We start from the raw sequence: 15,605 nt of genomic DNA, 5'->3' as shown, positions 1-15,605 counted from the left end.
AAGATTCTCGATTTTTATTTTGACGCGTTTTCTTTAAGCGAACCGGTTCCCGCTTCGCTTAAAACCGCTTTAGAGCACCACCACGCGAGCACCGACCTTGACGCGGCCGTAGAGATCGATGACGTCCTCATTGCGCATGCGGATGCAGCCCGAGGAGACGTTAGTGCCGATCGTCCAAGGCTCGTTCGAGCCGTGGATACGATAGAGCGACGATCCGAGATACATTGCGCGGGCGCCGAGCGGATTGTCCGGCCCGCCTTCCATGTGACGCGGCAGATCGGGGCGACGTTTCAGCATTTCCGCGGGCGGGGTCCAGTCCGGCCACTCGCGCTTGGCGGTGATGGTTTTCACACCCGCCCAGGTGAAGCCCGGTTTGCCGACGCCGACGCCGTAGCGCAGCGCCTGGCCGTTGCCCTGCACGAGATAGAGAAACTTGTTCGGCGTATCGATCACCAGCGTGCCGGCCGATTCCTTGCCGTTGTAATCGACCACCTGCTTCTCATAACGCGGGTCGAACCCCGGCTGCGCCGCTTCAACGCCGCGCTCGCGATAGCCGCGCGTCTGCGGCGCGTAAGCGTCCTGTGGCGCATAGGCCCCCTGCGGGGGTTCACGATAGGCCGGCTCGGGCTGCGATCCGCCGCCGAACAGGAACTGGATGAAGCCGCCGCCGAGATTGCCATTGTCACGATAGGAATCGCGATAGGCAACGTCGCGGGCTTGCGGGGCGTAATCGGATTGCGAGGCGTAGACGACGTGAGGATGGCCGTCCTGCGCGAGTGCGGAAAAGCTCGTGCCGATCAGGCACGCGCCGGCAACAAGGGCGAAGCGGATTTTTGCAGGCATCGACGTACTCTGTACTGTTCGTCAGGACTAAGCGCAGCGAACCGCGCTGCCTTCGCGAGCTAACAGGACAACCGCGGAAGTTTTGGTAAACGCGACGGGCCCTCGGATTCACCATGTCGCGCGGGTGCCCGCGTTGTTGCGAACAGCGTTTATTTTCGATGAAGATCGCGCCCTCATGGTTAATCGCCGTTGAGCATGTTTGCAGGATTTCGGAACCCGTGCGGTGCGCATGAACCGGGCGTTAAATGCCCGCGCGTTACATGCCTGCGCATTGAGGTTGAGGAAGAATTCCATGAATGCTCAGCGCAAACGTTTTCGTATCGAGGAATTGCAGTTCGGCTCCCTGCCGGATTTGAACGACACTGCCAGCACCGACCAGATGCACGAGCGCATCATGACGGAGTTGCGCATCATCCGCGAACAGATGGGACGCATCGCCCCCCGCTCAGGCGGACAGGCCGAGCGGGAAGCCGCCGCGCAGGACGACGCCCACGCCAAGGCCGCGCTTGAATCCTATCGTGCGCAGATCGCCCAGTGCGAGAAGCTCAAGGTCGAACTCGATCTCATCCACGAGGCGATCAATCGCACCAAGGAAGAAATCGCCGTCCTCCACGGCACCAGCTTCAACGGCGACGAAATGTCGAGGGTGACGGGCGAGCTTGGCGCCATCGTCGGCGGTACCGAGGAAGCGACCGACCAGATTCTCGCAGCGGCGGAGGCGATCGACCAGGCGGCGAGCGCGCTTGCCAAGGGTCCTTCGGCCGACCAGCAGGAGCGCATGGTCGCCGACATTTCCGAGCGCGTCATCAGCATCTTCGAGGCCTGCAACTTCCAGGACCTCACCGGCCAGCGCATCAACAAGGTGATGAACACGATGAAGTTCATCGAGCATCACATCAACGTCATGATGGAAATCTGGGGCGGCGTCGACGCCATCAAGGTTCACGCCCCGGCCATTCTCGATACCCGCGAGGGCGACGCGCGCCTGCTCAATGGCCCGAAGCTCGACGGCGACGAGGGTCACGCCTCGCAGAACGATATCGACGCGATGTTCAATTAAACACCGCGCTCGTCAACTTGCTCCCACGCCCCCGCTTCGCCGGGGGCGTTTTTTTATCGAGGGTCACACCCGCCGCAGCAGCGCGAAGCAGACCAGCGCCGTCGCGGACGTCGCAATCATGATGTCGAGCGCAACCTGATCCGACCAGCGGTCGATGATGAAGGCGAGAACGAATGGCGCGAGGGCCTGCAGGATCTGCGCGGGTCGCGAGATGCGGCCCACCACGCGGCCGTAACCGAACGCGCCGAAGGTCGCGAGCGGCAACGCGCCGCGGGCGATCGTCACCACGCCATTCCCCGCTCCGAACAGAATGGCGAAACACATCGCGGGCAGCGGCGCGATGCCGGCGATGGCGAGCACCGCGAAAGCAAGCACCATCGTCCCCATCGAGACGCGTGCGACCCAGATCGGATGCATCCGTCCCCTACTCGCGAAATCGGCAAACCGCGCCAGAACCTGCGCGGGCCCGAACATCGCGCCGATCATCACCGCGGTGCCGGCATCGATGCCACCGCGCTGCAGGATCGGCAGGAGATGTGTGGTCGCGCCCGACATGACGAACGAATGCCCGGCAAAGCCCGCCGCCATCAGGATGAACGGCAGCCCGTGCGGCGGAATGAACCGCGCCTTCGCCGGCGGCGCATCCGTCACGGCCACAGGCGCCTTCTGCACCGGGGCTTTGCGCCGCGGTAGCGCGAACCAGTACAGCGGCGCGATCAGGAACGTGAACACCGCCGCCCAGGTGTAATAGACGCTCTGCCAGCCGAAATTCTCGATCAGGAAATGCATCAGCGGCCATCCCGCCGTCGAGGCGAGGCCACCGGCGAAGGTGATGATGGTGATCGGCCCGCGCGAGGCCATCCCGTAGATTCGCGTCAACGTGGTGAAGGCGGGGTCATACAGGCAGCAGGCGGTAGCAACGCCGATCAGGAGCCAGGAGATCAGATAGACCGGATAGTTCGGCGCGAGCGGCAGCAGCACGAGGCCGAGCGCGCCGATCAGCGCGCCGCCCGCCATCACCGGATTACCACCGTACCGATCGATCAGGCCGCAGGCATAAGGCGCGCACAGCCCGGAGGTGCCGAGCGCGATCGAAAATCCGGAGAGCGCAAGCGCGAGCGACCAGCCGTGCGCCTCGGCGATATAGGTCATGGTGAGGGCGGGCGGATAGAACAGTGCCGCCCATCCCAGAATCATGGTGACGCACAGTACCGCTACCGCGCGATGGGGCCCTGCGATCAGCGCAGCCGGTCCGGCAAGAATTCTCATGTTGCTAGTGTGGTGGTTCAGAAGTTCGCGATAGAAGGTGCTGCAAGTGGGGCGAACTTCGAATTCGGGACACTGGCATGATGTCAGGATTCGCGGATTAAAGAAGTGCCGCCCGCGCAGCCGGTTTTAATTTTCTATGCGCGCGGCGCGCAGCGCACATAAACCATCGTACCGTAGCGTGTCGCAGCATCCGGATCGAGGAAGCGGGTGGTCAGCACGCGGCCGTCGAAGGACAGAATCTCACGATCCTGCGGGCTGCCGACCGGGCCTTCGGGGCCGATATAATTCTTGCCGCTCTCGCTGCCCTTGAGGCGCAGCTCCTGCGGCGTCGCTTCGTCGGCGAGATGCATGATGACACCGCCGGTCGGACCCTTGCCGATGATGTAGGGCTGGCGGCACTGGCCGCGCGCGGCGTTCTCGGTCCGCGCCCGGTCTTCCGGCTTGTGGTAGGCGGCAAGGCCCCAGCGGCCGACCAGTTCGTCGGACCGGATGGATGAGGGGATTTCGCGCGGCGCGGGCGGTTCCTGAGCCGTCGGCGTGTTACCGTTCAGGCTGAAACTGCTGCAACCACCCATCAAGGCGGCAAGAAGCGAAACGGCTGCCAATGTCGGGACGGTGCGCAGACTGACCATGAATTCTCCTACCCGCATGTCATGAACCACGTTTGCCGGCATGGCAAGCAACGACGCCCCCAATGGGACCCCGAGGGGACCCGGCGGCTTTTCAACGTGGGATCGATCAAGCATCGTATCATGACGTCACCAAGGTCTTAACCTTCGGCGTTATGCATCAGCCACGTTGCTTGACAGGGCTTCCGCCAGCCCATATTTCCCGTCCGCAACCCCTTTAGCACTCCCAAATTGGGACTGCTAATCCTCCATGGGCGTCTTCGCCCTCTCGTTCCGAACAAGGCTGCAACCCAAGCTGAAGGACATCACCATGGCCAAGACCACGTTCCGCCCGCTGCACGACCGCGTCGTCGTCAAGCGCCTCGACGCCGAAGAAAAGACCAAGGGCGGCATCATCATCCCCGACACCGCCAAGGAAAAGCCCTCCGAGGGCAAGGTGGTGGCGGTCGGCCCCGGCGGCCGCGACGAGACCGGCAAGCTGATCCCGATCGACCTCAAGGTCGGCGACCGCGTGCTGTTCGGCAAATGGTCGGGCACCGAAGTGAAGCTCGACGGCGAAGACCTCCTCATCATGAAGGAGTCCGACATCATGGGCGTGCTCGCCTAAATCGACTGAGTTCCACCGTCATGCCCGGCTTTATGCCGGGCATCCACGTCTTTTCATCAGTCCAACAACAAGACGTAGATGGCCGGGACAAGCCCGGCCATGACGATCAACAAACCCCCATCAGGAGTTACTCCCCATGGCCAAAGACGTAAAATTCTCTGGCGACGCGCGCGAACGGATGCTGCGCGGCGTCGACACCCTCGCCAACGCGGTGAAGGTCACGCTCGGCCCCAAGGGCCGCAACGTCGTCATCAACAAGAGCTTCGGCGCTCCCCGCATCACCAAGGACGGCGTCACCGTCGCCAAGGAGATCGAGCTCGAGGACAAGTTCGAGAACATGGGCGCGCAGATGGTGCGCGAAGTCGCTTCCAAGACCAACGACACCGCGGGTGACGGCACCACCACCGCGACCGTGCTCGCCCAGGCGATCGTTCGCGAAGGCGCCAAGGCGGTTGCCGCCGGCATGAACCCGATGGACCTCAAGCGCGGCATCGACATCGCCGTCACCGCCGTCATCAAGGACATCGAGAAGCGTGCGAAGCCGGTTGCGGCATCCTCGGAAGTCGCCCAGGTCGGCACCATTTCCGCGAACGGCGACAGCACCATCGGCAAGATGATCGCGCAGGCGATGCAGAAAGTCGGCAACGAGGGCGTCATCACCGTCGAGGAAGCGAAGTCGCTCGACACCGACGTCGATATCGTCGAGGGCATGAAGTTCGACCGCGGCTATCTCTCGCCGTACTTCGTCACCAACGCCGAGAAGATGACGGCCGAGCTCGAGGACGCCTACATCCTCTTGCACGAGAAGAAGCTCTCCGGTCTGCAGGCCATGCTGCCGGTGCTGGAAGCCGTCGTGCAGTCCGGCAAGCCGCTCCTCATCATCGCCGAGGACATCGAGGGCGAAGCGCTCGCGACCCTCGTCGTCAACCGCCTGCGTGGCGGCCTCAAGGTTGCCGCCGTCAAGGCGCCGGGCTTCGGCGATCGTCGCAAGGCGATGCTGGAAGACATCGCGGTGCTGACCGGCGGCCAGGTGATCTCCGACGATCTCGGCATGAAGCTCGAGAACGTCACGCTGAAGCAGCTCGGCCGCGCCAAGAAGGCGGTGATCGACAAGGAGAACACCACCATCGTCAACGGCGCCGGCAAGAAGGCCGACATCGAGGCGCGCGTCAACCAGATCAAGGCGCAGATCGAGGAAACCACCTCGGACTACGACCGTGAGAAGCTGCAGGAGCGCCTTGCCAAGCTCGCCGGCGGCGTCGCGGTGATCCGCGTCGGCGGTGCGACCGAGATCGAGGTCAAGGAGAAGAAGGATCGCGTGGAGGACGCGCTCAACGCCACCCGCGCCGCGGTGCAGGAAGGCATCGTTCCGGGCGGCGGCACCGCTCTCCTTCGCGCCAAGAAGGCAGTCGGCCGCATCAACAACGACAACTCCGACGTGCAGGCCGGCATCAACATCGTGCTGAAGGCGCTGGAAGCTCCGATCCGCCAGATCGCCGAGAACGCCGGTGTCGAGGGCTCGATCGTTGTCGGCAAGATCCTCGACAACAAGACCGAGACCTTCGGCTTCGACGCCCAGAACGAAGAGTATGTCGACATGGTCGCCAAGGGCATCATCGACCCGGCCAAGGTGGTTCGCACTGCGCTGCAGGACGCGGCCTCCGTCGCGGGCCTCCTCGTCACCACCGAGGCGATGGTTGCCGAGCTGCCGAAGGACGCCGCACCGGCGATGCCCGCCGGCGGTGGAATGGGCGGCATGGGTGGAATGGGCGGCATGGGCTTCTGAGCCCGGCCTTCCCTTTCACAATCAATCCGGAAAGCCGCCTTCGGGCGGCTTTTCTTTTGCCTTGCTCGCAGACGTGTCCCGGGCGCGATGCCTGCCGGAACAGCGGCGTTTCCCTTGCCGGGGGTGCACATTCGGCCGAGAAGCGTTTATGGTCCGCGCGCCATCTGCAATCCAATCCCGGCAAGCAGCAGGATACCCATCGATGCGCCTTTCGACCGTGCTCTGTTCAGCGCTTGTCGCCAGTCTTGTCACTTGTCTTGCCGCCACCTCCGCCGGTTTTGCGCAGACCGCCAAGGGAGCCGCGAGCGCCTCGGACAACCGCTACTTCACCGGGCTCGGCGATATCCTGGGCGATCTGCCGGTCGATGCCTTCATTCGAGAGAGCATGGACGGCGGCAAGGTGGTCTCGACTGTGCTCGACGTCTGCTATTCGGCCTCCATCACCTCGGAACGCAAGGATCGCTTTGCCATCGAGTTGAAGCCCGACGGAAAGGCTCTCACCGGCACCGGGCAGACGACGGAAGAGAAGCTGCCGGTCAGCATCAGCCTGACGCGCAAGCCCGAGAACAGGGCCATTACGTTTGAAGGCAAGATCACGATCGGCGACAAGACCTCTGAGGTTCTGTCGACCGACAACACCGAATCCGACCAGCGCGAATTCGATGCCGCACAGGCGATCGACGACAATACCGCCGACATGCCCGCGGACTTCACCGAGCTGTCGCCGCAGTCGCTTGCGGTGAAGGTGAAGCGCGAGAATTTCGCCGACCTGCTGAAGAGCCTGCGCAACGATAATGTCGAACTCACGCTCGACAGCCTCACCACCGATTGCGCGGCACTGCGCAACGGCACGCAGTTCGTCCGCTTCGATGTCGACCCTCAGCGCGCGGAAGCGCTGATTGCGCGGCTGAAGGGTCTGCCGGGCGTGGTCGCAGCCGGCTGGACCACCGGCAGCTACGAGACCGAACGCGCGATCCGCCTGCCCGCCGCGCCCTGGCACAAGGACGGCAAGCTCGACCGCGAGCGCATCGCGACCGCACTCTCCGCCAGCATTTCCAAAATCATGTCGGCACAACCTGCGGGCGCGAAATGGAGCGACACCACGGGCGAACTGACGCTCACCTTCAAACGGCCCAATACGCTCGTGCCCGCGCTCAACCTCACCGACACGCTGGAGCTCTCCGTACTGGTCGGGCCCGACAAGCCCGGCACGACCGAACGGCTGGTGGTCTGGCTCGGCGTGCCCGCCTCGATCACCCGCGACGAGGCTCCGGGGCCGCACCTTAATTTCGCCGACACTTCGCCGGGTGACGACGAGGCGGTCTACACCGATGACGATGGCCTCGTGCGCAGCGTCGCGGCCGATCTCAAGGGCCAGCGCTGGGACGCCGATCAGGCGGCGTGGAAATGATGGCCGCACTTTTTCGCTGCAATACGGTTCAACCTTAAATGCCATACGACATCATTATCGTCGGCGCCGGTCTCGGCGGCCTGACCAGTGGCGCGCTGCTCGCGCGCGCGGGCCGCAAGGTGCTCGTCATCGAGAAGAGCAACTCGGTCGGTGGCGCGGCGTCGAGCTACAAAGTCGGCGACCTGTTCGTCGAAGGCTCGCTGCACGAAACCGGAAACCCGCACGACCCGCGCGACCCCAAGCATGATACGCTGTCGCGCGCGGGTATTCTCGATACGCTGAAGTGGACCCGCGCCGACGCACTTTATGAAGTTCGCGGCGGGCCGCTGTCCGCGCCGCTTCGCGTGCCGGACGATTTCGACGGTGCGCTTGAGGCACTTAGCGAACGCTTTCCCGAGGCGCGCGATGCGATCGCCCGGTTGCTCGACGAGATGAAGCAGATCGCCTCCGCTGCCGGCGCACTGGCGCAGGGCGACGCAGCCTCGCGGCGGCCCGGTGACATCTACAACGCGCTGATGTCGGTCGCGCCTGCGATCCGCGACTGGAAGCTGCCGCTTGCGAAGAAGCTGCAGCAGGCCTTCGGCGACAACGAGGCGCTGAAGTGCGCACTTGCCGCCAACCTCTGCTACTACCACGACGATCCGGCGACGCTGTGGTGGGTGTATTTCGCGATGGCGCAAGGCGGACTGCTGCTCGGCGGCGGACATTATGTCCACGGCGGATCGCAACGGCTCTCGAGCGCACTCGCGCGCGAGATCAAGAAAGCCGGCAGCGAAACCATTCTGCGCCGCGTCGTCACCGGCATCGAGAAGGACGGCGCGCTCTTCCGCGTTCATCACACCGCAAAGGACGGCAGCGACCCGAAGACCGCAGAAGGCACGCGCGTAATCTGCAACGCAGCGCCCGCCTCCGTCGCAGCGCTGCTGCCCGCAAAGCAGGCGAAACCTTTTCTCGCCCCTTATGAATCGCGCGCGAGTTCGATCTCGCTGTTTGCGCTCACGCTCGGGCTTGCGAAGCCGCCGCGCGAGTTCGGCGTCAGCGCCTATTCCACGCAATTGCTGCCGGAATGGATGACGCGGCTCGCGGATTACGCACAGGCAACGACGCTGATGGCCGATGAGCCCGGCGAGAAAATGCCGCCGATAGCGATCGCCGATTATGCCGCGATCGATTCGGGCGTGCCTGCACCGCCTTACGTCCTGTCGGTGATCGCGCCCGACAGTCTTGCGAACTGGGACGGCCTCGACATCGACAGCTACCGCGCCAAGCGTGCGCGCTGGCAGAACGCTATTGTCGCCCATCTCGACCGCCACTTCCCCGGCCTCGCCGCAGCGGTGGTGTCGGCCTCATTCAACACGGCGGTTTCGGTGCGGCGCTATCTCGGCGCACCGGGTGGCGCGGTGTATGGCTTCGCACCCGTTCCGCCGCGCTCGCTGTTCAACGGACCGAAGCGCACACCGATGACGCCGATCGAAGGACTTTACCTTGCCTCGGCCTATGCCGGGTTCGGCGGCTATAGCGGCGTGCTGCAGGCCGCGACCGATTGCGCGGATACGATCCTACGCGAGGCGTAAGCATCGCCTCTCAAGGCTTGCGCGCGCATCAATTGGTGTTGACGTGGAAGCGTAGCGTCGATTGGCCGATCAGCAGCACGGTGTCGCCCTGGCGCTTCCAGTTCGCGACATTGGCAAGATTGGCAAGTAACGCATCATCGGCCTGCGCAAGCTGCGGCGTGCAGACGTCCGCTGTGAGTTGGCCCGGCATGAAGATCACAGTGTCACCTGCCACCGAGAACTGGCCACGGCCGGTCTTGCACCACAAATCGAGCTTCGCCTCGCCATTGTCGCCGACCTCGATGGTCGGGCGACGGCGCGCGCCGGCCATCTGCGGCACATCGAGCGTGACTTCCAGTCCGAACGGAAATTCCTGAGCCTGCGCGGCGTCAGGCATCGCCATCAACGCCGCCATCACGGCCAACATCGCAATTCTCAAATCGGCATCCTCTTCGCATCGCGTGTCTCATCGCCTTCTAGCTGCGAATGGCGGCGATGGCGAGACCCGAGGACGATGCGCACATGACCGCGCGACAGCGTTCAACAAAAAATCCCCGCGGCAAGCCGCGGGGATTTGTATGTCGCAGAGCAACGAGGCTTACTTGATGACCATCGCCGAGAACGGATGGACGTAAGCCTGCAGCATCACGAGAATGCCGACGAGGCAGGCCAGCGTGATCGAGTGCTTGAACACGAAGCGCAGGATCGAGCCTTCGTGCCCGTACCAGTTGGTCGCGGTGGAGGCCACCACGATCGACTGGGCGTCGATCATCTTGCCCATGACACCGCCCGACGAGTTCGCTGCGCTCATCAGGATCGGCGACAGGCCGAGTTGTTCCGACGTGATCTTCTGCAGGTTGCCGAACAACACGTTCGAGGCGGTGTCCGAACCGGTCAACGCCACGCCCAACCAGCCGAGCAAGGTGCCGAAGAACGGATACAGCACGCCGGTCGCGGCAAAGGCGAGACCGAGCGTCGCGTCGATGCCGGACAGGCGGGTCAGCGTGCCGATCGCCAGCATCGCGCAGATCGTGATCAGCGAGTAGGCGCAGATCTTGAGGGTCTTGGCATAGACCCGCACCAGCCCGAACGGCGAGTAGCCCAACAGGAAGCCGGAGATGATCGCCGCGATCAACATGCCGGTGCCGGTGTACGACAGCCAGGTGAAGGCGAACACTGCGCCTTCGGGTGTCGGCTTCGCCACGATCGGCGCGACCTTCATGATCAGGCCGTCGAGACCCGGCACCGCATACTTGATCGTCGCCCAGGAGTTGACGGCATTCTTGAAGTGGTCGGTGCCCCAGATCAGCAGCACGATACAGACCACGATCCACGGCATCAGCGACTTCCACATTTCGGCGCGGGTCGGCTTCACGGTGTTCTGCACCACCGGCGCCATGGTGGCGGCGGATTCGTCATGCGCACCGAGGGTCGCCGAGGTCCAGATGTGCTTCGGCTGCCAGATCTTGAGGAAGCCAATCAACGCGCCCATCGAAATCAGCGACGCACCGATGTCGACAATCCATGGGTTGATGTAGTTCGAGATCAGGAACTGCGGAACGGCGAACGAAACGCCGGTGACGAGAATCGCCGGCCAGACTTCCTTCGCGCCCTTCCAGCCCGCGAACGCCCAGATCACCCAGAACGGGACGATCAGCGAGAACACCGGCAATTGGCGGCCAACCATCGCGCCGAGCAGGAACGGGTCGAGGCCGGTGACGCTCGAGAGGCCCGCGATCGGCGTGCCAAGCGCGCCGTAGGCGACCGGTGCGGTGTTGGCGATCAGCGACAGGCCCGATGCGGCGAGCGGCGAGAATCCGAGGCCGATCAGGATCGCGCCGGTCACGGCGACCGGAGTGCCGAAGCCGGACGCACCCTCGAAGAACGCGCCGAACGAAAATGCAATCAGCAGAATCTGCAGACGGCGGTCGCGCGTGACGCCGCCGATGGTGTTCTGCAGAATTTCGAAGACGCCCTTCTCCACCGTGAGGCGATAGAGGTAGATGACGTTGAGCACGATCCAGCCGATCGGGAAGAAGCCGATCACCACGCCGAGCAGCGAGGCGCGGATCGACATGTCCACCGGCATCGTGAAGAAGAAGACCGCAACGAGGTTCGCCACGATCAGCGCGACGATGGCTGCAATATGAACCTTGACCTTGTTGGACGCGATCAAGACAAGCAGCGTGACCACCGGAATGGCCGCTGCCAGCGTCGATAAAACCTGATTGTTGAATGGGTTATAGACTTGATTCCACATCGCGATCGCTCTCCCCCTGCCGTTTGTCGTCCGGTCGCTCTGCGATTCCGGACGGGAACGGCCGCCCGGAACCCGGCTGTTTTAGGGACAGCAATGCTCACGTCGGCGCCGCGTGTGAGCGCAGAAAGCCGCCGACCTGATCGTTCCCCAATCCTGCCTTATTGCCGCATGCTAAAATGTCACATTGCGTTTATGCAAGATGGCGAGGTGCACACTTCGCCGTGACTTTCGTCTTAATCAACAGGTTATTTATATCGCATCCTGTGTTGCGCCCGTTGTCGTTTCGCCGCTCTTTTGCCGGCTGAATACGACCTATCCTCAGGAGATCATTCGTGAAACGTATCGTATCGGCGCTCGCCACGATCTGGCGGCTCGCGAGTCCCTATTTCCGTTCGGAGGACAAGTGGGCTGGCGGCGTCCTGCTTGCGACTATCGTCGCAATCGAGCTCGTCACCGTGGCAATCGACGTCCTCATCAATCAGTGGCGCAATCGCTTTTTTAATGCACTGCAAGAATACAACTGGGCCGCCTTCGTTCACGAGGCGATCTATTTCTTCATTGTCGGCGGCATCTTCATCATCATTGCGGTTTATCAACTCTACCTCAACCAGTGGCTCCAGATCCGCTGGCGCAAATGGATGACGGAACGCTATCTCGGCGAATGGCTGGATGAGGCGACCCATTACCGGATGCAGCTTGCCGGCGATGTCGCCGACAACCCCGACCAGCGTATCGCCGAGGACGTACGGATTTTTATCGAGCAGTTCCTCACGCTCGGGCTCGGCCTTCTCAATTCGGTGGTGACGCTCGTCTCCTTCGTCATCATCCTGTGGGGCCTGTCGGAAGCAGCCCCGCTGCATCTGTTCGGGCTGTCGTTCAACATTCCCGGATATCTCGTATGGGCGGCGCTGATCTACGCGATCATCGGCACGCTGCTGACGCACCTGATCGGCCGCCCGCTGATCGGGCTTGATTTCCATCAACAGCGCTTCGAGGCCGACTTCCGTTTCAACCTCGTGCGTACGCGGGAGAACTCCGAACAGATCGCCCTGCTCAAGGGCGGCGACGCCGAACACGCGCGGCTTTCGGAACGGCTCGGCGCCATCATCCGCAACTGGCACGCCATCATGATCCGCACCAAGAAGGTCACCGCCGTCACCCAGAGCTACGGGCAGGCCGCCCAGATCTTTCCGTACGTCATGGTGGCGCCGGCTTACTTCGCGCACAAAACCCAGCTCGGCGGCATGATGCAGGCGGCCTCCGCCTTCCTCAGCGTACAAGGCGCGCTGTCGTTCTTCATCGGCGCCTATCGCCAGCTGGCCGAATGGCTCGCGGTGATCGAGCGTCTCGAGGGTTTCGAGCGATCGATGGCCGCCGCCCACGCCAGGCGCCACGGCGATATCCGTCTCGCACCGCAAGCGGCGCGCGATATCACGCTGACGGATTTGGACCTCGATTCGCCGGCAGGCGTACGGCTTGTGACAGCGGAGAATCTGACCTTGCCCGCACGGCAGTCCACACTGCTGACCGGCCCTTCCGGCTCCGGCAAGTCGACGCTATTCCGCGCCATCGCCGGCATCTGGCCGTTCGGCCGCGGCACCATCACGCTTCCGGCCGGCACGACGCTGATGGCGCTGCCGCAGCGGCCGTATTTCCCGATCGGAACACTCGCCGAGGCGATCACCTACCCGATCCTCCCGGATGGATTTACGCGTGCCGACCTCACCGCCGCGCTCGCCGACGTCGGCCTGCCCGCGTTGGCCGAACGGCTGGATGAAAACGGGCACTGGAACCAGATGCTCTCCCCCGGCGAGCAGCAGCGGCTCGCCCTCGCACGCGCGCTGTTGCACAAACCGCAGGTGCTTCTGCTCGACGAAGCCACGGCTTCGCTCGATGAGGCGGGCGAGGCAAATCTCTATCGCCTGATCACCTCACGCCTGCCCGAGACAACGATCGTCTCGATCGGCCATCGCTCCACGCTGCACGCCTTCCATCCGTGCCATGTCGCGATCGTGCGGGACAAAGGCGGCGCCCGCGAGGGATATGTTCTTGCCGAACAGACTCGCCCTGCCCCGGCAGGCTAGCCCAAGACAAAAAAAGGCGGCGGATTGCTCCGCCGCCCATTCGCTCAGGAGGAGACCTACTTGATGTTGCTCATCAAGGTGAGGTCGGCAGAGAGCTTGGCAATGAAGGCCGCGCCGCACCATGTCGAGCCGAAGCCCGGCGCGGCATTGATCGACGTCACGTAGCCGGTGCGGCTTGCGGTGTAATCGCTGGTGAAGGCGTTGCAATCGCCCTTGTTAAGATCGGTGTCGGAATAACGCAGGTCGAGCGTGAACACCTTGTAGGTGAAGCCGATGCCGACATTCCAGGTGTTGTAGTCCCTGTAGTTGGTATTGCCGTAGAACGAGTCAGAGACACCGAGCCACTGGCGGCCGAACTCACCCGAGACATAGGCGCCGACGCCGTTCGGCAGGAACGTGCCAGGCGCCGTCACCTTGGCGGTGACCGAAGCATAGGTGCCGTCCGCGCCGGAGTTCAGGAAGCTCGGCGTGTAGAACACGTTGCCGCCCATCGCGAAGCTGTCGTTGAAGGTGTAGGTCGCCTTGCCGTAGACCTCATAGAAGCTCACGTCCTTCTTCAGGAAGTTGCCGTTGGCGAGCACGATCTGGCTGTCGAACCCGCACGATCCGGCAACGCCGATCGAGCCGGGGATGCCGTTGCCGACGCAGGTGCCGCCCGGATAGAGATAACCCCAGACGCCGAAGTCGAGCGCCAGTGCGCCGAAGGTCGGACGGATACCGCCGTAGATATCGACTTCCGCCGCCGCGCGGTTCGGGAACGAGATGCTCTCGAACGAGGTACCGACGTAGATCTGCAAATCCTTGGTGAAATTGTAGCGCGGCTCGAAATAGGCGGTGACCGACGGCTTGTGGTTCGACTGCGTGATGCCGCGGAATACATAGTCGCTCATGACGCCGGCGCCGAAAGCGATGTCCCACGGATCGAACGCCACCACCGGCGGCGCCTTGGTGTAAACGGTGGCCGGCAGATCGGCCGCCGCCGCAGTCTGCACCGCAAGACCGGCAATCACCGCTGCCGCGGCGGGAAAGATCAACTTCATCACGACCCCCTTTTTGAAATCCGCGAGGCGCTCAAAGGCGCGGGCCCCACGGATACGATCCATCACAGAACCTGTGCGTGCAGTGTGGAAAGGGAGCGCGAAACGGGAAAGCAAAAATGCCGGGCAATTGCCGCCTTATTGGGCGAATGCAGCCTCTGGCCTGCTGGATCAGCGCCTTTGTTGCATTTCGACAACGGCCGAGCCGCGCCTAGAGCCGGGGCGATATAATCAGGCGCCGGAATATATCGTGTCTGCTATCGCGCTCCTGAGGGACGCGGGCCCATGATACCCGTTTGAAGGGCAGGCACGTTTCGCATCAGGAAACTGCACCGGAGCAGCTTGAGAACGCACGAGTACGCGACCGGATCGAAGGCGGCTCTGTCTGCCGTGGCGGGCGAGCCCCCGCCATCGCAGCTCACACCTCTCCACCCCGCCCCGCCAGAAGGGCGCACCTGCCCCGGCCTCTCCAACGCAGCCAACGCGTCCGCCCAAAACACAAAAGCCGCGCCCGAGGGCGCGGCTTCCGTCGAAGAGCTTGCTTCGATCAGGAATGGTGGCCGTCGTTGTCCTCGGGCGTGAACCAGTTCGAGGGCGACAGCGACGAGGATTCCGAGACGTTTGCCATCGGCTCGTCGTAGGACGGCGCGGGAGCCGGCGCTGCCGGAGCGGCGGGTGCCGCACGCTTCTTTGCAGCCGGCCGCCGCGCGGCCTTCTTGGGTGCAGCCTTCTTCGGAGCCGCCGCCTTGGTTGCTTTCTTGGCGGTTTTCCGGGCGGCCTTCTTGGCAGTCTTTTTCACCGCCTTCTTGGCACCCTTCTTCGCAGGCCGCTTGGCTTTGCTCGCAGCCTTTTTGGCCGACTTTTTCGTGGCGCGCTTGGCGGCCTTTTTCGCCGAGGATTTCTTCGCTGCCTTGCGGCCCGCCTTACGGGCGGATTTCTTCACCGCCTTCTTTGCTGTCTTCTTGGCCGACTTCTTTGCGGCCTTCGCTTTAGTCGCTTTCTTCCGCTTCTTGTCTTTCGCCATACCGTCCTCCTGTCTCCCACGAAGGGATTCTCCGGCCAGTCA

13 protein-coding genes are annotated in these 15,605 nt (G+C 63.3%); 6 read left to right on the top strand and 7 right to left on the bottom strand.

Translation table 11 applies throughout. The features are described from left to right. Positions 1–69: 69 nt before the first annotated feature. Positions 70–843 (bottom strand): L,D-transpeptidase, encoded by a 774-nt coding sequence (locus OCA5_RS04285; RefSeq protein ID WP_012564397.1) that lies wholly within the window; start codon positions 841–843, stop codon positions 70–72. A gap of 292 nt (positions 844–1,135) precedes the next feature. Here OCA5_RS04285 and OCA5_RS04280 point away from each other — a divergent pair, with 292 nt between their 5' ends. Further along, positions 1,136–1,903 carry a protein phosphatase CheZ gene (locus tag OCA5_RS04280; RefSeq protein WP_012564398.1) on the top strand — a complete coding sequence of 256 codons (768 nt, stop codon included), beginning with the start codon at positions 1,136–1,138 and terminating at the stop codon, positions 1,901–1,903. 63 nt (positions 1,904–1,966) lie between these two features. On the opposite strand, the gene OCA5_RS04275 is transcribed toward OCA5_RS04280, so the two are convergent. Then, entirely contained in the window at positions 1,967–3,172 is a 1,206-nt protein-coding gene (locus OCA5_RS04275; RefSeq protein WP_012564399.1) for an MFS transporter, read from the bottom strand. Between the two features lie 134 nt (positions 3,173–3,306). After that, the gene (locus tag OCA5_RS04270) at positions 3,307–3,804 is read right to left on the bottom strand and encodes a hypothetical protein (RefSeq protein WP_012564400.1); all 498 of its coding nucleotides are present in this window, start codon (positions 3,802–3,804) and stop codon (positions 3,307–3,309) included. A 307-nt stretch (positions 3,805–4,111) separates the two neighbouring features. Between OCA5_RS04270 and groES the strand changes: the two genes are divergently transcribed. The 4 genes from groES to OCA5_RS04250 all read left to right on the top strand — a co-directional run bounded on the left by groES (position 4,112) and on the right by OCA5_RS04250 (position 9,179). Further along, positions 4,112–4,408, top strand: coding sequence for a co-chaperone GroES (gene groES / locus OCA5_RS04265; RefSeq protein WP_012564401.1), 297 nt, complete (start codon positions 4,112–4,114; stop codon positions 4,406–4,408). A 136-nt stretch (positions 4,409–4,544) separates the two neighbouring features. Next, positions 4,545–6,194 carry a chaperonin GroEL gene (groL, locus tag OCA5_RS04260; protein ID WP_012564402.1) on the top strand — a complete coding sequence of 550 codons (1,650 nt, stop codon included), beginning with the start codon at positions 4,545–4,547 and terminating at the stop codon, positions 6,192–6,194. 202 nt (positions 6,195–6,396) lie between these two features. Then, the gene (locus OCA5_RS04255; protein WP_012564403.1) at positions 6,397–7,605 is read left to right on the top strand and encodes a hypothetical protein; all 1,209 of its coding nucleotides are present in this window, start codon (positions 6,397–6,399) and stop codon (positions 7,603–7,605) included. Positions 7,606–7,643: 38 nt separating this feature from the next. Then, positions 7,644–9,179, top strand: a complete 1,536-nt coding sequence (locus OCA5_RS04250; RefSeq protein WP_012564404.1) for a phytoene desaturase family protein — start codon at positions 7,644–7,646, stop codon at positions 9,177–9,179. A 28-nt stretch (positions 9,180–9,207) separates the two neighbouring features. Here OCA5_RS04250 and OCA5_RS04245 read toward each other — a convergent pair whose 3' ends face one another. Together OCA5_RS04245 and OCA5_RS04240 are read right to left on the bottom strand one after the other, a co-directional pair. Beyond that, the gene (locus OCA5_RS04245) at positions 9,208–9,585 is read right to left on the bottom strand and encodes an META domain-containing protein (RefSeq protein WP_012564405.1); all 378 of its coding nucleotides are present in this window, start codon (positions 9,583–9,585) and stop codon (positions 9,208–9,210) included. Positions 9,586–9,756: 171 nt separating this feature from the next. After that, positions 9,757–11,418 carry an L-lactate permease gene (locus OCA5_RS04240; RefSeq protein ID WP_012564406.1) on the bottom strand — a complete coding sequence of 554 codons (1,662 nt, stop codon included), beginning with the start codon at positions 11,416–11,418 and terminating at the stop codon, positions 9,757–9,759. A 332-nt stretch (positions 11,419–11,750) separates the two neighbouring features. Between OCA5_RS04240 and OCA5_RS04235 the strand changes: the two genes are divergently transcribed. Continuing rightward, entirely contained in the window at positions 11,751–13,502 is a 1,752-nt protein-coding gene (locus OCA5_RS04235; protein WP_012564407.1) for an ABC transporter ATP-binding protein/permease, read from the top strand. Between the two features lie 56 nt (positions 13,503–13,558). Here the strand turns inward: OCA5_RS04235 and OCA5_RS04230 are convergent, their stop codons facing one another. Both OCA5_RS04230 and OCA5_RS04225 read right to left on the bottom strand, forming a co-directional pair. Then, complete coding sequence (locus OCA5_RS04230; RefSeq protein ID WP_340622488.1) at positions 13,559–14,542, bottom strand: TorF family putative porin; 984 nt, start codon at positions 14,540–14,542, stop codon at positions 13,559–13,561. A gap of 544 nt (positions 14,543–15,086) precedes the next feature. Then, entirely contained in the window at positions 15,087–15,563 is a 477-nt protein-coding gene (locus OCA5_RS04225; RefSeq protein WP_012564410.1) for a hypothetical protein, read from the bottom strand. Between the last annotated feature and the right edge of the window lie 42 nt (positions 15,564–15,605).

Source organism: Afipia carboxidovorans OM5, assembly GCF_000218565.1.
GTDB lineage: Bacteria > Pseudomonadota > Alphaproteobacteria > Rhizobiales > Xanthobacteraceae > Afipia > Afipia carboxidovorans.
Note: the sequence above shows the minus strand (reverse complement) of the source record. Positions and strands in the feature narration are given on the sequence as shown.